The organism is Marinobacter sp. NFXS11 (assembly GCF_040148675.1).
Taxonomy (GTDB): Bacteria; Pseudomonadota; Gammaproteobacteria; order Pseudomonadales; family Oleiphilaceae; genus Marinobacter.
Window position 1 is genome coordinate 778,382 of record NZ_JAGDDV010000002.1, and the last position, 21,818, is coordinate 800,199.

Genomic DNA, 21,818 nt, shown 5'->3' on the forward strand with positions numbered 1-21,818 from the left:
CCAGCCACAATAAATGGCGGTAACGGGGGTTTTCATGAGTGCGGTTGCAGATACCCACGCCCAGGATCATCATCACGGCCCGGCAAAAGGCATCAGCCGCTGGCTGCTGACCACGAACCACAAGGATATCGGGACCATGTACCTGATATTCAGCTTCGCCATGTTCCTGTTGGGCGGGAGTATGGCCATGGTCATCCGGGCAGAACTCTTCCAGCCCGGGCTACAAATCGTGCAGCCGGAATTCTTCAACCAGATGACCACGATGCATGGTCTGATCATGGTCTTCGGTGCGGTCATGCCGGCGTTCGTCGGCCTTGCCAACTGGATGCTGCCGCTGATGATCGGCGCCCCCGACATGGCGCTGCCCCGGATGAACAACTGGAGCTTCTGGCTCCTGCCCTGCGCATTCCTGATTCTGGTTTCCACCCTGTTCATGGAAGGCGGCGGTCCCAACTTCGGCTGGACCTTCTACGCGCCCCTGTCCACAACCTACGGGCCGCCGAGCACGACCTTCTTTATTTTCGCGGTCCACATCATGGGTATCTCGTCGATCATGGGCGCGATCAACGTGATCGCCACCATCCTGAACCTCCGGGCGCCGGGCATGACCCTGATGAAGATGCCCCTGTTTGTCTGGACCTGGCTGATTACGGCGTTCCTGCTGATTGCGGTGATGCCGGTCCTGGCCGGTGTGGTGACCATGATGCTGATGGACATCAACTTCGGCACCAGCTTCTTTGACGCCTCCGGCGGCGGCGATCCGGTACTCTTCCAGCACGTGTTCTGGTTCTTCGGGCACCCCGAGGTATACATCATGATCCTCCCGGCCTTCGGGGCGGTCTCCCATATCATTCCGGCGTTTTCCCGCAAACCCCTGTTTGGCTATGCCTCCATGGTCTATGCGGTCGGTGCCATTGCCCTGCTGTCTTTCGTGGTTTGGGCACACCACATGTTCACCGTTGGTATTCCCATCGTTGGCCAGCTGTTCTTCATGTACGCCACCATGCTGATCGCAGTGCCCACCGGGGTGAAGGTGTTCAACTGGGTGGCCACCATGTTCCGGGGTTCTCTTACCTTTGAGGCGCCCATGCTGTTTGCCGTGGCCTTCGTGATCCTGTTCACCATTGGCGGTTTCTCCGGTCTGATGCTGGCCATCGCGCCGGCTGACTTCCAGTACCACGATACCTATTTCGTGGTTGCCCACTTCCACTATGTGCTGGTGCCGGGCGCCATCTTCGGGATCTTCGCTTCGGCTTACTTCTGGCTGCCCAAGTGGACTGGCCACATGTATGACGAAACCCTGGCCAAGACCCATTTCTGGCTGTCCTTTATCGGCATGAACCTGGCGTTCTTCCCGATGCACTTCCTGGGGCTCGCCGGCATGCCACGCCGGATTCCGGATTACGCGCTGCAGTTCGCCGATTTCAACATGGTTTCCAGTATCGGTGCATTCATGTTCGGAGCCACACAGCTGTTGTTCCTGTTTATCGTGGTCAAGTGCATCAGGGGTGGCAAGGAGGCGGCTGCCAAGCCCTGGGATGGTGCCGAAGGTCTCGAGTGGACCGTGCCCTCGCCGGCGCCTTACCACACCTTCTCGACACCACCGGAAGTGAAGTAACCGGAGGCCGGCATCATGTCGAACCAGCAGGCAAACGAGGCAGGCGCATCCCGTAGCACCAACCGAGTTGTCAGTTGGTGCCTGGCCGGGGTGGTTGGCATGTTTGCCTTCGGTTTTGCCATGGTGCCGCTCTATGACGTGTTCTGTGAGATTACGGGGATAAACGGCAAAACCGGCGGGCGATACGAGTCAACCGAGGTGGCCGAAGCGGATATGAGCCGGAAGGTGACAGTACAGTTTCTTGCGTCCAATGGCCCGGGTATGACCTGGAAGTTTCGCCCTGTTGTGCGTTCGGTAGAGGTGCATCCAGGAGAGCCGACAACGGTGAATTTCTATGCGGAGAACCCCACGGCCGAGCCGATGGTCGGGCAGGCGGTTCCCAGCCTTGCGCCCTCGGAAGGCACGCTCTACTTTCACAAGACCGAGTGCTTCTGCTTCAACCAGCAACCGCTTGAAGCCGGAGAGAGCACTGAAATGCCCCTGATTTTTATCGTCGATAAAGACCTGCCAGCGCACATCACCAAACTCACCCTGTCCTACACGCTTTACGATCAGGGCAAGCAGCCGGCGGTAACGCAAACTTCCCGGAAAGACACAACAATAAACGATAACGGATAAGCCATCGGAGACTGTCATGGCGGAAAACCAGACCTACTACGTTCCGGAACAGAGCAAGTGGCCCATCATCGCGACCGTCGGCCTCGGCGTGACCCTCTACGGGGTTGCGGCCATCATGGTGAACGGCAAGCAGGGCGAGAGCACCACCGGTGCCTGGATCATGTTCATGATTGGCGCCATCATCATGGCGTACATGTTGTTCGGCTGGTTCGGGAACGTGATAAAGGAAAGCAGGGCCGGTCTTTACAGTCCGCAGATGGATCGTTCTTTCCGCTGGGGCATGAGCTGGTTTATTTTCTCGGAAGTGATGTTCTTCGCCGCGTTCTTTGGGGCGCTGTTTTACGTTCGGGTTTTCGCTGTGCCCTGGCTGGGTGGCGAGGGCGACCGGGGTTCCTCCAATATGCTGTGGGAAGGCTTTCAGTCGAGCTGGCCTCTCATAAATAACCCTAGCCCGGAGGCCTACCCCGGACCCAAAGAGGTTATCAGTGCCTGGGGCCTGCCGTTAATGAATACCATTCTGCTGGTGACATCTTCCTTCACGGTAACCGTGGCTCACCATGCCCTGAAGTCCGGCCATCGGGCGAAAACCAAGCTCTGGCTCGCCCTGACCATCGCGCTGGCGATCGTGTTCGTGTTTGTCCAGGGCTACGAATATATGCACGCCTACCAGGACCTCGACCTGACTCTGCAGTCCGGGATCTACGGCAGCACTTTCTTCATGCTGACAGGCTTCCACGGGGCGCATGTGATTCTCGGCTCACTGATGCTGATCATCATGCTGATACGCATAACCAAAGGCCACTTCACGGCAGATAACCACTTCGGGTTTGAAGCGGCAGCCTGGTACTGGCACTTTGTGGACGTGGTTTGGCTTGGTCTTTTTGTCTTTGTCTATATTCTCTGAAAAATGCTGATCAGGGCGTCGGGTTTAATGTCAGGGCGCCCTGCCACAGCGCAATCAGAATGACCGCCAGGAGCAGTATGCTGAGTGTGACCCGCACCGCCAGGGAGTTCACCACCCGGTTGGTTTTGCCGCCATCCTTGATGAGAAAAAACAGGCCACTGAACAGACTCACCACGACGGCAAGCATCAGAAAAACGATAAAGCCTTTGAGCATTGGAGTTCCTGTTTTTGTAGGTGCAGTGAATGTACGGGCGGGAACAGGTTCCAGACCCGTTGAGGTCACTATAGCAGAGCATGTCTGATTCGCAGGGCCAACAACGTCAATGGCACTTTGACTGGCGATTGCTGGTTTTCAGTGGCGTCTTCCTGCCGATACTCATCGGCCTCGGTGTCTGGCAGTTGAACCGGGCGGCGGAAAAACAGGTTTTGCTGGACCAGTGGCAGCAGGAGGCGAAAAACCTGGCGTGGCAGGATATGGTAGCCAGGGACCTGACCAGTGGCCGGCCTGTGACACTGACCGGCCTCTATGGAAGCCGAACCTGGCTGCTGGATAACCGGACCCGGGACGGGATCCCGGGTTATGAAGTTCTTACCGATTTCCGTCCCCTTGAAGGCCCGCCGGTGGTGGTCAATCGCGGTTGGGTTCAGGCTCCCCGAACCCGGGATCAGCTCCCCCAGCTGGAAACGCCGGAAGGGATTTTTACCCTGGAAGGACGGATCAGTGACTATCCAGTGCCCCCGGTACTGATGGACCAGCCGGCGGCAGGTGGACAATGGCCCCGGCGAGTGCAAAGTCTCTCCGAGCAGGCGGCCCGGCAGGAGATCCCCGAACTTCCCGGCCAGATCGTGCGCCTTTCCGGAGAGCGCCAGCCGGGTGCCTACCGGGCGGACTGGGAACCGGACCTGATGGGGCCCCAAACCCATTACGGATATGCCACGCAATGGTTTGCGCTGGCCATTGCGCTGACTATATTGACAGTAGTGGCGAGTTACAGAAAGACAGGAACCAATAATGACAATGACAATGGCTAACCGGATATCCGACCAGGAAAAAAACGAAGGGCCAACGCCGGAGCAGGCCCGTCGCGGTCGTCGCACGGCTCTCCTTCTGTTTGCGCTGGGCTTTGGCCCGATAATTGTTGCAACCATTATGTTCTACACCGGCTGGCTGAACCCTGCCGGCCATACCAACAATGGCGTCCTGCTCCAGCCGGTGGCGCCGGTCTCTACGCTTAACCTTGAAACCGCGTCCGGTACACCGCTGGTTGAACGCTTTGGCCCGGACCAAACGGACCCGGATTGGCTGATGATTGTTGCGGCCGGCCAGTGTGGCAGCCAGTGTGAAGAGCTGCTCTATCTGGCCAGGCAGGTGAATATTGCACTTGGCAAGAACGCCAATCGCGTTTCCCGGGCGGCCGTACTGGGCAGTATGCCCCCGGATTTGCAGTCACGCTGGTCAGACGAATATAATTCGATGGAACGCCTTGTCCCCGCAGAGGGAACCCAGCCGTCCTGGCCATCGGGAGTCAATCCGGAATCGGAGCCCCGTATCCTGCTGGTGGATCCATTCGGCAACATCATGATGCATTACGGTTCCGAGCATACCGGCAAGGATATGCTGGAGGACCTGAAACATCTGCTCAAACTGTCGCAGATCGGTTAATTGCCAGAGCGGAGAGTCAGTCTTGAATCAGTCATCTGTTTCCCCATCCACGGCGGCCCGCAAGATGGCCAAATGGGCAACTTTTGCCGTACTGCTGGCGGTTATCGTGATCATGCTGGGTGCCTGGACCCGTCTGGTGCACGCGGGGCTGGGGTGTCCTGACTGGCCCGGATGCTACGGCTTTCTCACAGTGCCCCAGAGTGAATCGAACATTGCCATCGCGAACGCCCGTTTTCCCGATACGCCGGTGGATGTGCAAAAAGGCTGGCCCGAAATGATCCACCGGTACGCCGCCGGCACCCTGGGGCTGGTGGTGTTCGGCCTGGCCGCCTATGCGGTTCGTAATCGGCGCCAGGGTGTTCCGATAAAGCTGCCTTTGTTTATTGCGGGTTTCATCATCCTTCAGGGCGCTTTCGGTATGTGGACGGTGACTCTGAAATTGTGGCCCCAGGTGGTGGCGTTGCACCTGCTTGGCGGCTTTACCACCCTGAGTCTCCTGACGCTGCTGGCCTTCAGGTTGCGACGTCAGGCCAGACAGACAACGGATCGGGAACCACCGCCATCAAATGCCCTGTCCGGTTTCCGGCCATGGCTTTATGGCGGGCTGCTGTTAGTGGTGATGCAGATTGCCCTGGGAGCCTGGACAGCGGCCAACTACGCCGCCGTTGCCTGTACCGATTTGCCCACCTGCCAGGGCCAGTGGTGGCCTGAGGGCATGGATTTCCGGCACGGCTTTGACGTGACCCAGCACGTGGGCCCAAACTACCTGGGCGGCCAACTGACGGCGGATGGCCGGGTGGCCATCCATGTAACTCACAGACTCGGTGCCATGCTGGTGCTGGCCTATTTCAGTGCTTTACTGGCGTTGATGTGGCTGCGACGTGGTGATTCCGGCTTGGATAACGCCATTCGGCTGGTGGCGGTCCTGCTGGGTGTTCAGATCCTGCTGGGCCTCGCCAATGTTATTTTCCATATTCCGCTGTCCATCGCCGTGGCCCACAACGCCATGGGCGCAGGCCTGCTTCTGTCAGTCATTCACCTGATCTGGCGGCATCAGCTATTACTCGAACCACATAGCATCCCGTCAACACACACAACAACAATGAACCAGGAGGTTAGGGCATGAGCGAGCAAGTGGAAGCACTGCCCGCCCAGGCAATTGCGAGCGACTCCAGAACAACCATTTCCTGGCGTGACTACCTGGAGCTGACAAAGCCCAGGGTTGTCGCGTTGATGATCCTCACGTCGGTTATCGGGATGCTGCTGGCGGCGCCAGGCGTGCCCGGTTGGGGGGTGTTGGTGTGGGGCAATCTGGGGATTGCCCTGTTGGCCGGCGCGGCTGCGGTGGTCAACCATGTGGTAGACCAGAAAATTGACACGGTGATGGCTCGTACCCGTAAGCGCCCGGTGGCCACAGGCAAGATCTCGCCTCTGGATGCGTTCCTGTTCGCAACGATACTCGCGTGTGGCGGTATGGCCGTGCTGATGTGGCAGGTCAACCACCTCACCGCCTGGCTGACCCTCGCCTCCCTGGTGGGCTATGCGGGTGTCTATACCCTTTTCCTCAAGCGGGCAACGCCCCAGAACATCACCATTGGTGGCCTTGCCGGTGCGATGCCACCGCTGTTGGGCTGGACCGCTGTGACAGGCCAGGTTGAGGGCCACGCCCTGCTGCTGGTGCTGATCATTTTTGCCTGGACCCCGCCGCATTTCTGGGCCCTGGCTATCCATCGCAAAGAAGAGTACGCCAAGGCCGGCATTCCCATGCTGCCGGTCACCCATGGCAACAAGTTTACCGAGCTGCACATCCTTCTCTACACCCTGATGTTGCTGGCGGTCAGTCTGCTGCCTTTTGTCACAGGCATGTCCGGCGGTATCTACCTGGTGGGCGCCCTGGCCCTTGGCCTGCGCTTTCTGCAGTATGCGGTAAGGCTGTTGAAGGGTGACGATCGGCGGGTGGCCCTGAATACCTTCAAGTATTCCATCACTTACCTCATGGCGCTGTTTGTGGTATTGCTTGTGGATCATTTTGTATTCTTCTGAATCAGACATTGTGCTGACGCAGGCGGGGATGGCTTTCCGAAACACGCTGTAAATACGTCCGTGTACGCTCGGCTCCGCCATCCATGGCTCCGCACGGTTTCGGAAAGCCATCCCCGCCTGCTTGTCTGACCATCGAATTGGACGATCCATGAAAACTTCGAGCTCTATTCGCCTGACCCTGTTCTGTCTGCTATTAATCGTCGTTCTGATCTTTGGACTGGTCGTCGGCCGGCAGGTGTTTCTGGTGGGTAACCAGGAGCCAATACCGGCGCCGGAGCTGACGGATTTCAACACCTATGTCTATGACCAGCCACGGCAGCTGGCGGAATTTACGTTGACGGATGAGAACGGAGAAACGGTCACCCGTGAGAGCCTGAGGGGTCGCTGGACCTTTGCGTTTGTGGGCTACACTAACTGCCCGGATATCTGCCCGGCAGCCATGGCCAATTTGCGCCAGACCGACAAGCTGCTGTCCAAGGAACTGCCCCAGCCTGACTATCTGCTGGTCAGCGCTGACCCGGAGCATGATACGCCGGAAAAACTCAAAGCCTACACGGACTTCTTCGGTGAAAACTTCCATGGTCTGACCGGAGATCTGGACACCCTGCGGGAACTGGCCAAAAGCCTGAACGCCGTGTTTGTCCATCGTGAGGTGGATGGCGAGCTGCTGGTGGATCACAGCGGCCATTTTGCGCTGCTGAACCCCGATGGCGAACTTGCTGCTGTGATCCAGCCCCCCCATAATCCGCACAACCTGGCCAAGGCCTTTGAGCGGATTTACCAGTGGGCAAAGGCCAATCGTGAACGGGTGAGCTCCTGACGTTTCAGAAACCCGGAATCCGATGCTCCCTATTGATGCCATTCTTCCAGACCTGAAAGCGGCCCTGGAACGCACGACTACCGTACTTCTGCAGGCCCCGCCCGGTGCCGGTAAAACCACCCGTGTGCCTGCTGCCCTTCTGGATGCGCCCTGGCGCGGTGACGGCAAGATCCTGATGCTTGAGCCCCGTCGGCTTGCAGCTCGCTCTGCCGCCCGGTTCATGGCTCGCCAACTCAATGAACAGCCCGGCCAGACGGTAGGCTATCGCACAAGGCTGGATACCCGTGTGTCCGGAGCTACCCGGATCGAAGTCGTGACCGAGGGCATCCTGACCCGGCTGATCCAGGCGGATCCGATGCTGGAGGAGTACGCGGCGGTCATCTTTGATGAGTTCCATGAGCGCTCGCTGCAGGCGGATCTGGGCCTGGCCCTGGTGCGGGAATCGCAGCAGGCGTTGCGGGAGGATCTGCGATTGCTGGTGATGTCCGCGACCCTGGACACCGGGCCGATTGCGCAAGTGCTTGGAGACGTGCCCGTAATAACCAGTGAAGGACGGGCGTTTCCAGTCGATGTCTATTACCGGCCGTTGCCGCGCAGTGGCCGCATGGTGGATCAGGTCACCTCTGTGGTCCAGGAGGCATTGACTGATCAAAGCGGCTCACTGTTGGTGTTTCTGCCCGGTGTGGGTGAGATACGTCGGGTTGAGCAACAGCTCCGTGCAAACCTGCCGGACCGGGTGATGCTTGCTCCGCTATACGGCAATCTGAAATCGGAGCAGCAGGACCAGGCAATCTCTCCGGCTCCTGAAGGCCATCGCAAGGTGGTGTTGGCCACGGCTATTGCCGAAACCAGCCTGACCATTGAAGGGGTTCGGGTTGTTATCGATTGCGGTCAGCAGCGTCGGGCCGTGTTCGATCCGAACAGTGGCATGACTCGCCTGGTCACTGGCCGGGTATCCAGAGCTTCTGCGGAACAGCGTAAAGGCCGGGCCGGCCGGATGGAGCCCGGGGTCTGTTATCGATTGTGGAGCGAATCAGAACAGTTCGGATTGGCCGATTACACGCCGCCCGAAATTCTGGAGGCCGATCTGGCACCCTTGGTGCTGGAATTGGCCCAGTGGGGCGCGCGGGAAGCCGATGCAGTCGCCTGGATTGATAAGCCTCCCACCGCCCATTGGGGGCAGGCTGTGGCCCTGCTGCAGTGGCTCGATCTGCTCGATTCAGACGGAGCTATTACGGACCACGGCAAAGCAGCCCGGGAGCTGGGTATACACCCCCGACTGGCTCATATGGTGTTGAAAGGCCGTTCTATAGGGCTCGGAGGCGCGGCTGCGGCCTTGGCCGCCTTGCTGGAAGAGCGTGATCTCCTGGGCCCCGGAGCTGGTGCGGACATGCACGAGCGGGTTCGGGTGTTCTTCGGGGAACGGCGGGATCGCACGCTGGATGTCGCTCGCCTGAAGGCTGTACGCCAGTCGGCCCGACGCCTTTCCGGGCCCGGGGCGACTGAGGCAACACCGCCCTCGGAGACCGAGATCGGCCGATTGCTTGCCCTGGCCTATCCGGACCGTATTGCCAGGCGGCGATCGGATAAGGCGGCAAGGTATCAGCTCAGTAATGGCAAAGGTGCGGTACTGAGAGAGGATGATCCCCTGGCTCGGCACGAGTGGCTGGTGGCGGCCGAGCTGGATGGCCAGGCCCGCGAAGCGACGATTTACCTGGCCGCGCCGGTGGACATTCCGGACCTGGAGCTCGACCTGGCTGACCACATACAGGAGATCGAAGAGGCGCTGTGGGACGATAGCCAGGGTAAAATTCTGGCGCGACGTGCGCGGAAACTGGGTGAACTCGTGCTTCAGGAAAAGCCGCTTGGCCGGGTGGATCCGGAACTGGTCCGGCAGGGGCTGCTCAGTGCGATTCGGAAAAAGGGCCTGGAAAGCCTGCCCTGGAGTGATGGCAGTCGCCAGTGGCGTGCCCGAATGATGTTGCTCGCCAGAACCTTCCCGGATTCCGGCTGGCCGGACACCGAAGACGCGGCGTTGCTGGATAATCTCGAGGTTTGGCTGGGCCCGTTTCTGGTCGGCATGACCCGATGGTCCGATCTGGCCCGGATCGACCTGCTGGCGGCCCTTAACAGCCTGATTGATTACCCGGCCCAGCAGCAGCTTCAGAGTCTGGCGCCAACACACCTGACCATACCGACCGGCCAGCGGGTGAGTCTGGATTACACCGCCGACAATGGCCCGGTTCTGGCGGCCAAGCTCCAGGCGCTGTTTGGCTGGAAAGAAACCCCTGCCGTTGCCGGCGGGCGGGTACCGGTGGTGCTTCATCTGTTGTCCCCCGCACAACGGCCACTGGCGGTCACCGCGGATCTGGCCAGTTTCTGGCGTAACGCCTACCCCGAGGTGCGCAAGGACATGCGTGGACGGTATCCCAAGCATCCCTGGCCGGAAGATCCGTTTACCGCCGAGGCTCAGCAGGGCACGAAAAAACGCCCAATTCGCTGATGCGTTTGCTGACCAGCGTGTGTGGCACCCGCTCAAAGTAGATATTCCGTGGCGTTATCCAGTCTCCCGCCGGGGCGTTGAGTTCTTCCGCGGGCATTTCCTCGAGTTCAACCGACCCGGGTTCGGCGTCGCTGTTACGGAAGCTGTCGGCCAGAACCCAGAGGGGCTTCCTAGCGTCGTGGGCCGCGAGAGCCAGCAAGTACGTGCCGCTTTTGTTGATAAAATGTCCATCGGTGAGCCAGGTATCGCACCCGGTGATCACGAGGTCAGCCTGAGGCACGAACAGCCCCATCTGCGCATCGGTGATCAGGATGATGGGTATGGCTAGCTCATTCAGCGCGCGGGCCAGGGAGTGGCCTTCGAATCCCGGGCTGCTCTGGGTACAGATGACAGAGAAGGTTTGGCCCTGTTCCGCCATGATCCGAAATAGCGCCAGCACCGCGGAGCTGGCGCTATGGGTCAATATAACCGGGGCCCCAGGCAGATGATCGCTTGCGTGCCGGGCAATGGTCCTCGTGGCATTCGCTAGCTGGTCCCTGGTTTGGATGACGGCCTGCCGCGCGACCTGAGGATCCGTGGCCAGCTGCTCTTCGATCATGGACAGCGCATTGCCAATCACGATCATACTTGGGCGTGCCGCCCGAAGTTCTGCCAGAAGCCTCAGAAATGTCTCGCCCTCTGGCTCGACATCGTCCAGGTAAGATAGAAGTTGATTGAGGGTGTTCAGTGCCAGCTGCGTAGCGCCGGACTGGAAGTCCGTTTGCAGTCCGGCCAGAAGAGACTCTGCTCTCTCATCAAGTTCCTGCATTCCGCCCTCCTGCGCTTCTTTGCTGCTCCAAGGATCGCATCTGTACGGTCTTTTCCTGATGCCCGGTCGTGAAAATACCGCTTGCCTGAATGTAATCCCTGTATAAAATACGCGCAATTCAATCCGAGTGCGCAGTATCCATGCACCTTGTTTCCTTCGATATTTTTCGAACCCTGAGCTTTCCCAACACCACCGTTCTCAAACCGGACCGGTTTCTGCGTCATAAAGAACTGTTGCGGGAAGCGGATTGGGTCCTGTTCCCCGAATACTGGCAGTTAAATGCCTTGGTTCATGGTCTCAAGTGCCGGGTGTTTCCCAGCGAAGCCAGCTATCGAATCGGCCACGACAAGGTAGAGATGACCCGTGCATTCCAGGCGGTAGCCCCGGAACACACGCCCTGGACCATGATTGAGGCCAACGGCCCGGTGGAACGTGACATGATCTGGGATGCCATGGTGCATCCGTTCGTGGCAAAGCTCCCCAAGGCCAGCATGGGCGAAGGCGTCTGGCTGATTGAATCCCGTGAGGACTGGCGCCGCTACTGCGAACGCACCGACGTGCTCTATGCCCAGGAATACCTGCCTCTGGACCGGGATGCACGAGTTGTTGTGGTTGGCGATCAGGTGCTGACGGCTTACTGGCGAACCCAGGCCGATCAGGGCTTCTACAACAATGTGGCCCAAGGTGGCCGCATCGACAACAGCCCGGTTCCCCCGGCGATGACGGCGCTGGCATTGCGGCTGGCCCGGGATCTGGGTGTTGATCACGCCGGCTTTGATATTGCGCTGGTGGATGGCCACCCTTACGTACTGGAATTCAACCGGCTGTTCGGAAACAAGGGGTTGGGTCAGGGCACGGAGCTTCAGGAAGCGATCCTTGGCTATCTGCGGGAACAGACCGAACCGGAAGACCCGGACGGGCCCACCGAACCACCGCCGATATGGCCGGTGGCGGTCTAGGAATTCCCGCCAGAATTCATGCCAGTGGCGTTGCCGATATCGCCCATTACTTATGGGTAGATATGCTCATATCCGGGCCGTCAAAAAAGCCCGATGATCGCGCCATCTAACGGGTGCTGCAGCGTTGCTGTAGTGCCTTTTTTTATGCCTGTTTGCCCTGTGGAGGGACACCCCACCCATGACCGAAGCCGCTAACGCCAATATCGCCGATTACTACGAAGCTGACACGTTCAAGCGCATCAAGGACTTTGCCGACGGCAAGGAAACTCCGTTTGTGGTGATCGATACCGCAACGATTGACCGTCAGTACGACGAGCTGGTCGAGGGTTTCCCCTACGCCAAGGTTTACTACGCGGTGAAAGCCAACCCGGCCCCGCAGATCCTGACTATGCTGCGCGACAAGGGTGCCTCTTTCGATATCGCGTCGGTGTACGAGCTGGACAAGGTGATGGCTCTGGGTGTGACCGGTGAGCGGATCAGCTACGGCAATACCATCAAGAAGGCGAAGGACATTCGCACCTTCTACGAGAAAGGCGTTCGTATGTTTGCCACCGACTCGGAGGCAGACCTTCGCAACATCGCCAAGGCGGCCCCGGGCTCGAAAGTGTATGTGCGTATCCTGACCGAAGGTACCCTGACGGCAGACTGGCCGCTGTCCCGCAAGTTCGGCTGCCAGACCGACATGGCCATGGACCTGCTGATCCTTGCCCGTGACCTGGGTCTGGTGCCCTACGGCGTGTCGTTTCACGTCGGTTCCCAGCAGCGCGAGATTGGCGCCTGGGATGCGGCCCTGAACAAGGTGAAGGTGATTTTCGAGCGTCTGAAGGAAGAAGACGGTATCGAGCTTAAGATGATCAACATGGGCGGTGGTTTCCCGGCCAACTACATCACTCGCACCAATGAGCTGAAGGTGTACGCCGAGGAGATTGCCCGCTTCCTGCACGAAGATTTTGGTGCGGAGCTGCCGGAGATCATTATCGAGCCGGGCCGATCGCTGATTTCCAACGCCGGTGTTCTGGTGAGCGAGGTGGTTCTGATTTCCCGGAAATCCCGTACTGCCCTGCATCGCTGGGTGTTTACCGATGTCGGCAAGTTTTCAGGCCTGATCGAGACGCTGGATGAGGCGATCAAGTTTCCGATCTGGACGGAAAAGGTGGGCGAAGGCGAGGATTGTGTGATTGCCGGGCCGACCTGTGACAGTGCCGATATCATGTATGAGCATCACAAGTATCCGTTGCCGTTGAATCTGGCGATTGGGGATCGGATGTATTGGCTGTCTACCGGAGCCTATACAACGACGTACAGCGCCATTGAGTTTAACGGGTTTCCTCCGTTGAAGGACTATTACATCTGACCCTGTATTAGTTCGGAGTCTGGCCGCGGGGCGAGGGTGTCTTTTCCTCTGGGAAAAACAACTCGCTTTGCTCAGACATTTTTTCCCGGCGGAAAAGACACCCCCGCCCCACGACCGTTCCGGCTGGATACGGGGAGTCCGCGAAGGGAAACTTGGTATTCAGAGAAGGATCAGCTTTCGGGCTGGTCTTTTTTTCGTTCCAGGTTCAGGGTAAAGGCCAGGGGCAAGACCAGCAGGCCGTAGGTGATCATCAGCATCAGGGCATGGCGGGCATCGCCGGTCCAGTCGGCGACGACACCGCCAAGCATGGGCACGCAAAAAGCGACGGTGTAACCGACCAGGAAGGTGCCGGCGGAGAGGCGGCCAGTTTCGGCGGCGGAGACCACCAGCGGGGGGATCGCAACGAGCAGGATCAGGAGCATGCCGGCGACCAGGCTCATGAGGGTGGCACTGACGATGGACCACCAGCCGGTAAGCATGACCGCGCCAATGGCGCCGAGCAGGCTGATGCTGGCCAGGGTGGCGATGACGCCACGACGCCCGACCCAGTAGCGCGCCATTTTCAGCATGATCAGGGAGGCGAAGACCTGGGCAAGGTTGTACCAGAACAGGGCATCCGGCAGTTTGTCGAACTGGCCCTGATGCTGCAGCAGGTTGCCCATGTACGCGTTGAGGCCAAAAAACAGCGAGCCGGAGAGGCCGAGCAGTAGACCGATTCTCAGGGTCAAGGGGTTATGCCAGTCCGGTAGCCAGGCTACTTTTCGCACCGGTTTGGCCCGGTCCCGTTTGGGCAGGAACAGGGCTGCGGCAACCAGCAGCGCCGGGAGTGACCAGGCCACCAGGGTGGCGCGCCAGCTGTTGTCCAGCAGGGGCATGAGCACAGGCAGCGTGATGCCGGCACCTATGAACTCACCCATCAGCATGCCGTTCATGTAGATCGCCGAGCCTAACGCGAGGTGGTGGGGTTCCAGCCACCGGGGCAGTAGTGCCGGCAGTGATGGTTGCATCATGGAAACGCCGATGCCCATGACGGCACTGGCAATCATCAGGGTCAGGGTGTCGGGCATCAGGCCGCGCCCGGCGGAGCCGATCACCATGATCACCATGGCCAGAGCCAGGGTATTGCGGGGGCCAATCCGGGCAATGGCCAGTGAGCCGGGCATGGAGCCGATGGCCAGCATCAGGATGGGGAGGGTGGTCAGGGCGCCGGTGAGTGCCTGGGTGAGTGCCAGTTCGTCGCTGATGAACGGCGCCAGGGGCGGCGCGACCAGTACCGGTATCCGCAGGTAAACGCCTGCCAGCCAAAGCAACACCGCCACCGGCAGCAGCTTCGCTGGCGGTGGCGGTGTGGTCGCGGCCTGGTGTTCAGCCACGGGCAAGACGATTCAGTCTTCGCTGGTGTCCGGCAGATAGGCACCGTCTTCGTCGTGGACTTCACTGCCGGTAACCGGTGGATTGAAGGCACAGATCAGTCGCATGTCTTCCGTGCCACCGTACAGGGTGTGCTGGTCATGCTTGTCGAGTGCGTACAGGGTTCCGTCAGTGATCTCGTGGGTTTCACCGGTGGCCTTGTCCAGGATCTTGCCGTTGCCGGCAACACAGTAGACCGCTTCCAGGTGATGCTTGTACCAGAGGTTCAACTCGGCCCCGGCAGGGATGATGGTCTCGTGGAAGGAAAAGCCCATGCCGTCTTTCTTGAGCAGCATGCGGCGGCTTGTCCAGCCTGGTCCGGTGACTTCCCGCTCGGTACCGATAATGTCTTGCACTCGTACGATTTTCATGAGCATTCCTCATTGTGTGATGGAATAGCCTTTTAGTATAAACATCCCTTTCAGGTGCGGTTCAACCGCCAATCGTCGTAAACGGCCATGGCCTGTTCGATCGAGGTGGCGAATCTTTCCCGCTGGCGTTCATCCAGGGGGCGCCGTTTCCGGCACTTGTCGAAGGCTTTCTGAATTTCCTGTCGGCTCGATTTTTCAAGTCGCTCGAGCCAGTGATGGTCTGCTGGCTCAAGGTCCAGCAGGTCGCGACCAGCGTGATTCCGATGGGAGATATGCCACCAGTGATCCACGGCCCTTCCCAATACAACATAGCCGAACTGGCTGTCCTGTACAGGACCGAAGGTGGCTGTTTTCAATCCGTCCCTGAGCACGCCGATGTTCAGGGCCGGCAGGGCCAGCCGATCGCCGTAGAAATAGCTGCCGGCAGCACCGATCAAACCGCCCACCAGAGCGCCGGTTCCAAGGGAGGAGCCGAAGGTCAGCGCGTCGATTCCGGCGCCACTGACGGCGCCCGCGCCGAAGCCGGCGGTGGCCAGGTAGCGCTTGCTGACCGCCCAGGCTTTGCGGCTGTCTTCCGAAAACAAGTCGTGTTCGCTGTGCCACTCCAGTTCGGCTTCCTGGCGACGGATGCGCTGGTGCTGATAAAGATGTTCGATGTCCACGCGCAGGGTCTGTTCCCGCTTGCGCTGGTGACGATACCAACGTTCCCGCAGCTGTTCGGCCAGGGAGCCGTCACTGGTTTCTGCAGCCTGGCCGGCGGTAAGCGTCCGTTTTTCCTGGTAGGACATCATGCTCTCAAGCGTCCCGGCGATCAGTACTGCGGCCTGATGGCGGCGCTGCTGCCGCTGGGCGGACAGGTAGTGAGTGGCCTGTTCCAGTGGTGTTTCCCAGTCCGGCTCCAATTGTCCGAAAGCCCGTAAAAGGCCCAGATGTTGCTCGAATGGGGCGCGAACGGCGTCGAAACGGCGAACAACCTGAAAGAACTGGCCCAGCGCGGCCTGCCAGGTATCACTGTAGTCGTCGGCACCGATGCTGTTGATCAGGGCCAGGCTCGGACGGCCAGTCCAGCGCAGGATGGTCATTTCTGCCTCGTGCTCTGCGCTGTAGGGCACCGAGCCGTCCACCACGTAGATGATCCCGGCGCCTTCAATCAGCGGTCTGAGAAGCTCACATTCATCGGTGAATCGGCCGTCCCCCTCATGCTGTGCCACAAAGGCTTTGACGGTGTCTGCGTGATCCGAGGCGGAGACGCTGTGGGCTTCCAGCCACTCCATTACCCGTCTCGGCCGCTGGAATCCGGGCGTGTCGACCAGAGTGTAGAGGGTCTGGCCGTCCACCTTCAGCGGGTAAGCCTGATGCCTGCGTGTCGTGCCGGGTTCCAGGGCAATGGCAATGGCATCGTTCTGGGACAGGGTCGCCACCACGCTGGATTTACCCTTGTTCGGGTGTCCGACGACCGCAAACGTGGGTATCTGAGTCATGACCCGTCCCCGATGGCTGTGTAGGGATCCCGCATCTGGAATGGGGGCAGAGACACCTGGACAAACTCGCTGCCCAACCTTTCGGCAAATCGCAGCCAGGGCTGGATCTGGTGGGCATCGGGTTGCTGATTGCTGTCCGTGGCCAGTGGCACCAGCGCGACCCTGGCGTTGTCGGGCCAGATGTCCCGGGCGGCCGCGAGGAAGTCCTGAAGCTCGCCGGTCGGGGGTTGCCAGCAGCGAACCAGCAGGATGACTGCCCTGGCGCGGTTTTTCAGATGCTCGGCGATCCGGTGCAGGGCCTGATCATCGTCCGAAAGGCTGGCGCTGCCGCCGGCCTTAAGCACGAGCTGCTTGCCTGACCGAAGCGACTCTGGCAATTCCGGTTCACCGGCGCCGGCCCAACACAAGAGAATGTCGCTGTCGGGCAGTGGTAGCAGGTTGCCTCGAGTGTCGGTGTCCGGCAGATCGTCGGCGTCATGATGGCTGTTGCCAGTGTCCAGGGCGGATGTTTCCATGCGATACAGCAGGGCGTGCATGGCTGGATGGCTGGTGAGCAGGCGCCGGGCTTTTTGCCGGGCCTGCACGGACGCACACGCCCAGAGAATTACCCTTGGCAGAAGAACCCAGGTTGCCCACATCATGGCCACAAACGGCCACCACAGGCCCCAGAGGGCCGGGTCAGGACTTGCCGTTGGGTTGCCGGCCCGGAAAAAACGCGTCGCCTCGACCAGCGCAAGATCCGGGGCCGCGGCAGGCCAGAGCCAGGCCCAGGGCGTCGCAATGGCCTTGACCAATCCGTGATAGCTGGTGGCGGCAGTGTCCAGCGTGGTGCTCCAGCCGAAGGCGAGGTCCTGCAAGACGACCATGGCCAGCAAGGTAAACAGCCCTGCGATGGCGAACGCAATGCCGCCCAGGTGAGCCGCTCTGGCCATCAGGACAGGCTGAAGCCTGGTGAAGGCGCCATCTCCCGGGTTGACCCCAAATCGGTGCGCCAACCAGCGCCAGGGCTGCCATCCGGCCATGGCCTGCACGGTGGTGAACAGGGCAAATATCAGGTGCAGCAACACGAACGCCAGGAAAACCGTGATGTTGATGCGCTGGCCGCCGTCATAGAACAGCAGCCCGGCCATCGCCAGCGTGCCCGCGACCGCGCCTGACAGTGCAAAACCACCGTTGATCCGGCGCCACGATGCCAGTGTCCGGTCCGCGGATGTCGGGGTTGTCCGGGGACCGCTGAGGCGGTTCAGGTGGGCGAGCCAGCGGGCCGCGTCCGGGGCCTCGCCCTGCTCTTCACAGACGAGAGCGAACTTGCGGTCGCGTCGATGCAGGAAGGTAGGCGGCTGTGATCTGTCCCGTTGCGCCTGGCTGTCAAACTCCAGCAGCAATCGGAGGGGGTTGTCGGTCATTCAGGGTTCCGGTGTCGAATTCGGGCTGTCGGGCCCCGTCGGGCTTTAGTGCTAGGATATAGGGATACCCGCACCTGATACCAGACAACGAGAGTCCATGCCCCACCATCTGATGAACCTGCGCCATGTACCCGATGACGAGGCCGAGGAAATCCGGGCCCTGTTTGATGCCCATGAGGTAGCCTATTACGAGACGCCACCAAGCCGCTGGGGCATCAGCATGGGCGGTTTCTGGGTGCACGACGACGATGAGGCGGCCAGGGCCAGGGCGCTGCTGGATGAGTATCAGCGGCAACGCTATGAAACCCAGCGACAGGCCTACGAGGAGCACCTGGCCCGGGGCGAATCCGGCGGTTTCTGGTTCATGCTCAGGCAGAGGCCAATCCGGACTCTGGCGGCCTGCATGGCCATTCTGGTGATCATGGGCCTGAGTCTGCTGCCGTTCATCCGGATCGGATAGCGACCCGGCAATCAGTCGCTGTTCTTTCGGTCGAGGAATGCGATTGCCTCGTCAACCGCATCGCCGGCTGTGAGAAAGCTGGTGACATGTCCTCGCAGATGCATTTCATAGAGTTCGCTGTATACCTGATGACTTGCGAGAGCGTCCCGGAAACGTTCGGCCTGGCTGAAGGGCACAAGCATGTCCACGGCGCCGTGAAAGAGGAAGAAGGGCGGTGCGTTGGCGGTCACGTGACTGATCGGTGAGGCACTGCGATAGGTGTCCAGCATCGCCTGCTGCTCGCCACCGAGGAACTGCCGGATCAGCTTGCCTGAACCGAACGCCATGAGGTCAGACGGTAAGCCGCCGGCGACAACAGCGTGCAGCCGGGACTCCGGCCCGCCGTACGGCTGGTTCAGCTCGCTGTCGGAGCTTGCCACCAGGGCCAGCAGGGTAATCAGATGGGCACCGGATGAAAACCCGAAACCGCTGACTTGCTTGCGGTCGAGGTGGTATTTGTCGGCATGCTCGTTCAACCACTGGCGGGCGAGCTGGAGATCATGCAGCTGCGCCGGGAAGGTGTATTCCGGTGCAAACCGGTAGTCGATGTTCAGCACCGCGAAACCGTGGTTGGCCACTTCTTCCGCGATCCAGGCCATGTCTTCACGGGACCGTCGTTGCCAGCCACCCCCGTGAACCATCAGGACCACCGGATGGCGATGCCCTGAGGCCCCGTTCTCGGGCAGGTAAAGGTCGGCGAACAGTCGTTGTGGCCAGTTATCGGGGGAGAACTCTAAATTGCGCTCTACCTGAAAGGATTGTTCTCCCGGCAAGGCCGCGTTCTCTGGTGCATTGTGGTGGGTCGCGCATCCGGCCAGCAACAGCAGGCTGCCAATCACGCCGACCAACCCACCCCGTCTGCCCCCTGTTCGGTAACCGGGCACTGGGCTCTCCTTTTTCAGGCGAATTGAAGTTTCACACCAAAGTTACGACAGGCTGATATTGATGGATGTCGATACGGCTCGGATTGCCTCACCCAGACTCCATTGTCCGACATTCAGTACAGTGTCCGGTTTCAAGGACAATCTCTGCAAGGCTCGCAATGGAGGTGTTTTTCGATGATTGCCGGCCCCGGGGCTGTCCGGAAATCCGGAATTATTCATTAAAGTTTAAGTAAGAGGTAAATTTAATATTTATAAATCATAGACATAGCCAATTGGCACAGGATGCGCATGGCGTTCCCGGGGCCCGGCTTGCGGCCTGGTCTGTTCGTTTACAACAACAAACAAGGAACGATCATGAAACGAATAATGCTCTGCGCCCTGATCGGCGCCACGGGGTTGACCCTCTCAGCCTGCAAGGATAATCCTCCGTTTAACGAAATCCCCGATTTCATTCAGGGCGATATCAGTCAGACCAGCTACGACGGTATTACTGATGACCTGCTTACTGCGGGCCTGGGTGCCAGCGGTCTGGCCAGTGCGCCCGGGCCTGCATTCGCAGACCCTTTGAACCCTACCGCTGAAGAACTCCGACGGTTGGCGATCTATAACAACTACCGCGCACTGGTGGATACCGCCCCCGGAGGCGGTTATGGAACCTTCTTCGGTCCGCAGGTTAACGCAAGCGGTGAAGGCCTGATTGCGGGTGACGAATTCATTGCCTACATGTCTGTGCCCGGAACCGACGTGCAGGTTACGGTGATGGCCCAGGTGCCCGATAGCTTTGACCCGGATCGACCCTGCATGGTCACCGCGCCGTCCTCCGGCTCCCGGGGCATCTACGGTGCTATCGGTACGGCCGGCGAGTGGGGCCTGAAAAAGGGGTGTGCTGTCGTATACACCGACAAGGGCACAGGCACCGGTTCCCATAACCTGGCTACAAACACCGCCCAGCGGATTGATGGCACGCTAACCTCCGATGTCGAACCAGTGCAGTTCCGGGCCGACCTGACCGATGGGCAGCGAGCGGATTTCGACAGCGCCTGGCCGGATCGGTTTGCCTGGAAGCACGCTCACTCCAGAGCCAATCCGGAAGCCGACTGGGGCCAGCATGTACTGCAGTCCATCGAATTCGGGTTTTACGTGCTGAACGAGAAGTTTGGCCGTGAGCTGGGCAACGGCGAAACGCTGCTGACCATCAAACCCAAAAACACCGTGGTCATTGCCTCCAGTGTCTCCAACGGTGGTGGTTCTTCCGTCCGTGCAGCCGAGCAGGATACGAAGGGCCTTATCGATGGCGTGGCGGTGTCCGAGCCCAACGTGAACCCGCAGGTGGACCGAAGCTTCACCATACGCCAGGGCGAGGGCCCGGAGATTACCGAGCACAGCCGCAGCCTGCTGGATTACACCACGGCCCTTGCCGTCTATCAGGGCTGTGCCAACCAGGCGCCGGCGATCCGGGACGATGCGCCTTTGAACGCCACCTTCAATCCCCCTGCAATCGGCGAGAATATCTGTAACTCCCTTGCCAACAAGGGTCTGGTGAGTGGCGCCACTCTGGATGACCGAGCCACAGACGCGCTGCGCATCCTGAACGAGGACTTTGGTATTCAGCCGGAGCAGAATCTGCTGGCGCCGGTGCACTTCGGGCTCGCCGTAGCCCAGAGTATTTCCATGACCTATGCCAATGCTTATGGTCGCGCCGGTGTCGAGGATCGTGTCTGTGAGCTCAGTCTGGCGGCAACCGATTCCGCCGGAGCCGTGACCCAGTTGGCGCCCGCTGCAGAGGCGGCACTGTTTTCGGCCAGCAATGGCATTCCGCCGTCGGCCGGGGTAAACATCGTCTACGATGGTGCCGATGGTCAGCCCACCAATCTGCCTGCCAGTGCTTCACCAAGTACCAACCAATTGGACTATGGCCTGGATGCACTGTTGTGCCTTCGTAGCCTTGCCCAGGGCAGGGACGCCGTCAGCGGAGCTGATCTGCAGGGCTCTGACGCCGAGCTGGCAACGGCTATTGCCGAGGGTATCGCCGAAGTCCGTGCCTCGGGTGATCTGCAGGGCAAGCCGACGGTTTTCGTGACCGGCCGTGCCGATGCGATTCTACCCATCAACCACACCTCCCGGCCCTATTTTGGCCTGAACCAGCGAGTGGAAGGAAAGAAAAGCAACCTGCGGTACTACGAAATCCTGAACGCGCATCATCTGGACGTACTTAATGGGTTCCCGGGCGTTGCTGACCGGTATGTGCCGTTGCACCACTATTATTTCCAGGCGCTGGACCTGGTCTGGGCGAATCTGACTGAAAAGCAGGCGTTACCGCCGAGTCAGGTGGTGCGGACTGTGCCGCGCGGCGCTATTACTACCCCACTGGCGGAGGCCAACCTGCCGGCGATCAATCCCGCGCCGGACGCCGCGGACCTTATTGTCTTCACTGACGACCAGGTGCGGATCCCGGAATAAGTGTGATACACGCCGGC

General features: G+C 59.9%; 20 protein-coding genes. 13 read left to right on the plus strand and 7 right to left on the minus strand.

The window, feature by feature from the left end; translation table 11 throughout:
* Positions 1 to 34: 34 nt before the first annotated feature.
* The 3 genes from ctaD to J3362_RS12555 are packed head-to-tail and all read left to right on the plus strand — an operon-like array spanning position 35 to position 3,140.
* Positions 35 to 1,618 (plus strand): cytochrome c oxidase subunit I, encoded by a 1,584-nt coding sequence (gene ctaD / locus J3362_RS12545; RefSeq protein WP_349520108.1) that lies wholly within the window; start codon positions 35 to 37, stop codon positions 1,616 to 1,618.
* Positions 1,619 to 1,633: 15 nt separating this feature from the next.
* A complete protein-coding gene (locus J3362_RS12550) occupies positions 1,634 to 2,236 on the plus strand; it encodes a cytochrome c oxidase assembly protein (protein ID WP_349520110.1) in 603 nt (200 codons plus the stop codon).
* A 16-nt stretch (positions 2,237 to 2,252) separates the two neighbouring features.
* Complete coding sequence (locus J3362_RS12555) at positions 2,253 to 3,140, plus strand: cytochrome c oxidase subunit 3 (RefSeq protein ID WP_349520112.1); 888 nt, start codon at positions 2,253 to 2,255, stop codon at positions 3,138 to 3,140.
* 10 nt (positions 3,141 to 3,150) lie between these two features.
* Here J3362_RS12555 and J3362_RS12560 read toward each other — a convergent pair whose 3' ends face one another.
* Complete coding sequence (locus J3362_RS12560) at positions 3,151 to 3,354, minus strand: twin transmembrane helix small protein (protein WP_053113472.1); 204 nt, start codon at positions 3,352 to 3,354, stop codon at positions 3,151 to 3,153.
* Positions 3,355 to 3,434: 80 nt separating this feature from the next.
* Between J3362_RS12560 and J3362_RS12565 the strand changes: the two genes are divergently transcribed.
* The 6 genes from J3362_RS12565 (at position 3,435) to hrpB (ending at position 10,169) form a co-directional block, all read left to right on the plus strand.
* On the plus strand, positions 3,435 to 4,172 hold the full coding sequence (locus tag J3362_RS12565) for an SURF1 family protein (protein WP_349520114.1): 738 nt from the start codon (positions 3,435 to 3,437) through the stop codon (positions 4,170 to 4,172).
* Positions 4,153 to 4,803, plus strand: a complete 651-nt coding sequence (locus tag J3362_RS12570) for a redox-active disulfide-containing membrane protein (RefSeq protein ID WP_502882431.1) — start codon at positions 4,153 to 4,155, stop codon at positions 4,801 to 4,803. Before J3362_RS12565 ends, J3362_RS12570 begins: the two co-directional genes overlap by 20 nt.
* Positions 4,804 to 4,867: 64 nt before the next feature.
* The gene (locus tag J3362_RS12575; protein ID WP_349520946.1) at positions 4,868 to 5,929 is read left to right on the plus strand and encodes a COX15/CtaA family protein; all 1,062 of its coding nucleotides are present in this window, start codon (positions 4,868 to 4,870) and stop codon (positions 5,927 to 5,929) included.
* On the plus strand, positions 5,926 to 6,846 hold the full coding sequence (gene cyoE / locus J3362_RS12580; protein WP_349520115.1) for a heme o synthase: 921 nt from the start codon (positions 5,926 to 5,928) through the stop codon (positions 6,844 to 6,846). The genes J3362_RS12575 and cyoE overlap by 4 nt, the downstream gene beginning before the upstream one ends.
* A 148-nt stretch (positions 6,847 to 6,994) precedes the next feature.
* The gene (locus J3362_RS12585) at positions 6,995 to 7,666 is read left to right on the plus strand and encodes an SCO family protein (RefSeq protein WP_349520117.1); all 672 of its coding nucleotides are present in this window, start codon (positions 6,995 to 6,997) and stop codon (positions 7,664 to 7,666) included.
* A gap of 22 nt (positions 7,667 to 7,688) precedes the next feature.
* On the plus strand, positions 7,689 to 10,169 hold the full coding sequence (hrpB, locus tag J3362_RS12590) for an ATP-dependent helicase HrpB (RefSeq protein WP_349520118.1): 2,481 nt from the start codon (positions 7,689 to 7,691) through the stop codon (positions 10,167 to 10,169).
* On the opposite strand, the gene J3362_RS12595 is transcribed toward hrpB, so the two are convergent.
* Entirely contained in the window at positions 10,123 to 10,977 is an 855-nt protein-coding gene (locus tag J3362_RS12595; RefSeq protein WP_349520119.1) for an eIF2B alpha/beta/delta subunit family protein, read from the minus strand. The two genes, hrpB and J3362_RS12595, sit on opposite strands and share 47 nt — an antisense overlap.
* Positions 10,978 to 11,117: 140 nt before the next feature.
* Here J3362_RS12595 and J3362_RS12600 point away from each other — a divergent pair, with 140 nt between their 5' ends.
* Together J3362_RS12600 and J3362_RS12605 are read left to right on the plus strand one after the other, a co-directional pair.
* Positions 11,118 to 11,936: a hypothetical protein gene (locus tag J3362_RS12600; RefSeq protein WP_349520120.1), complete on the plus strand. Its 819-nt coding sequence runs from the start codon at positions 11,118 to 11,120 to the stop codon at positions 11,934 to 11,936.
* 178 nt (positions 11,937 to 12,114) lie between these two features.
* Positions 12,115 to 13,290, plus strand: coding sequence for a type III PLP-dependent enzyme (locus J3362_RS12605; RefSeq protein ID WP_014578914.1), 1,176 nt, complete (start codon positions 12,115 to 12,117; stop codon positions 13,288 to 13,290).
* 170 nt (positions 13,291 to 13,460) lie between these two features.
* Here the strand turns inward: J3362_RS12605 and J3362_RS12610 are convergent, their stop codons facing one another.
* From J3362_RS12610 to J3362_RS12625, 4 genes are read right to left on the minus strand one after another with little or no spacing between them, the layout of a single operon-like run.
* On the minus strand, positions 13,461 to 14,663 hold the full coding sequence (locus J3362_RS12610; RefSeq protein ID WP_349520122.1) for an MFS transporter: 1,203 nt from the start codon (positions 14,661 to 14,663) through the stop codon (positions 13,461 to 13,463).
* A gap of 12 nt (positions 14,664 to 14,675) precedes the next feature.
* A complete protein-coding gene (locus tag J3362_RS12615; RefSeq protein ID WP_349520123.1) occupies positions 14,676 to 15,071 on the minus strand; it encodes an ectoine synthase in 396 nt (131 codons plus the stop codon).
* Positions 15,072 to 15,121: 50 nt separating this feature from the next.
* Positions 15,122 to 16,552: a GTPase/DUF3482 domain-containing protein gene (locus J3362_RS12620; RefSeq protein ID WP_349520124.1), complete on the minus strand. Its 1,431-nt coding sequence runs from the start codon at positions 16,550 to 16,552 to the stop codon at positions 15,122 to 15,124.
* Positions 16,549 to 17,958, minus strand: a complete 1,410-nt coding sequence (locus tag J3362_RS12625; RefSeq protein WP_349520125.1) for a DUF2868 domain-containing protein — start codon at positions 17,956 to 17,958, stop codon at positions 16,549 to 16,551. The genes J3362_RS12620 and J3362_RS12625 overlap by 4 nt, the downstream gene beginning before the upstream one ends.
* A gap of 97 nt (positions 17,959 to 18,055) precedes the next feature.
* On the opposite strand from J3362_RS12625, the gene J3362_RS12630 reads away from it, so the two are divergent.
* Entirely contained in the window at positions 18,056 to 18,418 is a 363-nt protein-coding gene (locus tag J3362_RS12630) for a DUF6164 family protein (RefSeq protein ID WP_349520127.1), read from the plus strand.
* A gap of 11 nt (positions 18,419 to 18,429) precedes the next feature.
* Here J3362_RS12630 and J3362_RS12635 read toward each other — a convergent pair whose 3' ends face one another.
* On the minus strand, positions 18,430 to 19,341 hold the full coding sequence (locus J3362_RS12635; RefSeq protein ID WP_349520128.1) for an alpha/beta fold hydrolase: 912 nt from the start codon (positions 19,339 to 19,341) through the stop codon (positions 18,430 to 18,432).
* Between the two features lie 354 nt (positions 19,342 to 19,695).
* Here J3362_RS12635 and J3362_RS12640 point away from each other — a divergent pair, with 354 nt between their 5' ends.
* Positions 19,696 to 21,801, plus strand: a complete 2,106-nt coding sequence (locus tag J3362_RS12640) for a 3-hydroxybutyrate oligomer hydrolase family protein (protein ID WP_349520129.1) — start codon at positions 19,696 to 19,698, stop codon at positions 21,799 to 21,801.
* The last annotated feature ends 17 nt before the right edge of the window (positions 21,802 to 21,818 follow it).

Coding starts and splice junctions, on each gene's coding strand:
- ctaD (WP_349520108.1), top strand. CDS start 35: ATGAGTGCGGTTGCAGATACCCACGCCCAGGATCATCATCACGGCCCG.
- J3362_RS12550 (WP_349520110.1), top strand. CDS start 1,634: ATGTCGAACCAGCAGGCAAACGAGGCAGGCGCATCCCGTAGCACCAAC.
- J3362_RS12555 (WP_349520112.1), top strand. CDS start 2,253: ATGGCGGAAAACCAGACCTACTACGTTCCGGAACAGAGCAAGTGGCCC.
- J3362_RS12560 (WP_053113472.1), bottom strand. CDS start 3,354: ATGCTCAAAGGCTTTATCGTTTTTCTGATGCTTGCCGTCGTGGTGAGT.
- J3362_RS12565 (WP_349520114.1), top strand. CDS start 3,435: ATGTCTGATTCGCAGGGCCAACAACGTCAATGGCACTTTGACTGGCGA.
- J3362_RS12570 (WP_502882431.1), top strand. CDS start 4,153: ATGACAATGACAATGGCTAACCGGATATCCGACCAGGAAAAAAACGAA.
- J3362_RS12575 (WP_349520946.1), top strand. CDS start 4,868: ATGGCCAAATGGGCAACTTTTGCCGTACTGCTGGCGGTTATCGTGATC.
- cyoE (WP_349520115.1), top strand. CDS start 5,926: ATGAGCGAGCAAGTGGAAGCACTGCCCGCCCAGGCAATTGCGAGCGAC.
- J3362_RS12585 (WP_349520117.1), top strand. CDS start 6,995: ATGAAAACTTCGAGCTCTATTCGCCTGACCCTGTTCTGTCTGCTATTA.
- hrpB (WP_349520118.1), top strand. CDS start 7,689: ATGCTCCCTATTGATGCCATTCTTCCAGACCTGAAAGCGGCCCTGGAA.
- J3362_RS12595 (WP_349520119.1), bottom strand. CDS start 10,977: ATGCAGGAACTTGATGAGAGAGCAGAGTCTCTTCTGGCCGGACTGCAA.
- J3362_RS12600 (WP_349520120.1), top strand. CDS start 11,118: ATGCACCTTGTTTCCTTCGATATTTTTCGAACCCTGAGCTTTCCCAAC.
- J3362_RS12605 (WP_014578914.1), top strand. CDS start 12,115: ATGACCGAAGCCGCTAACGCCAATATCGCCGATTACTACGAAGCTGAC.
- J3362_RS12615 (WP_349520123.1), bottom strand. CDS start 15,071: ATGAAAATCGTACGAGTGCAAGACATTATCGGTACCGAGCGGGAAGTC.
- J3362_RS12620 (WP_349520124.1), bottom strand. CDS start 16,552: ATGACTCAGATACCCACGTTTGCGGTCGTCGGACACCCGAACAAGGGT.
- J3362_RS12625 (WP_349520125.1), bottom strand. CDS start 17,958: ATGACCGACAACCCCCTCCGATTGCTGCTGGAGTTTGACAGCCAGGCG.
- J3362_RS12630 (WP_349520127.1), top strand. CDS start 18,056: ATGCCCCACCATCTGATGAACCTGCGCCATGTACCCGATGACGAGGCC.
- J3362_RS12640 (WP_349520129.1), top strand. CDS start 19,696: ATGAAACGAATAATGCTCTGCGCCCTGATCGGCGCCACGGGGTTGACC.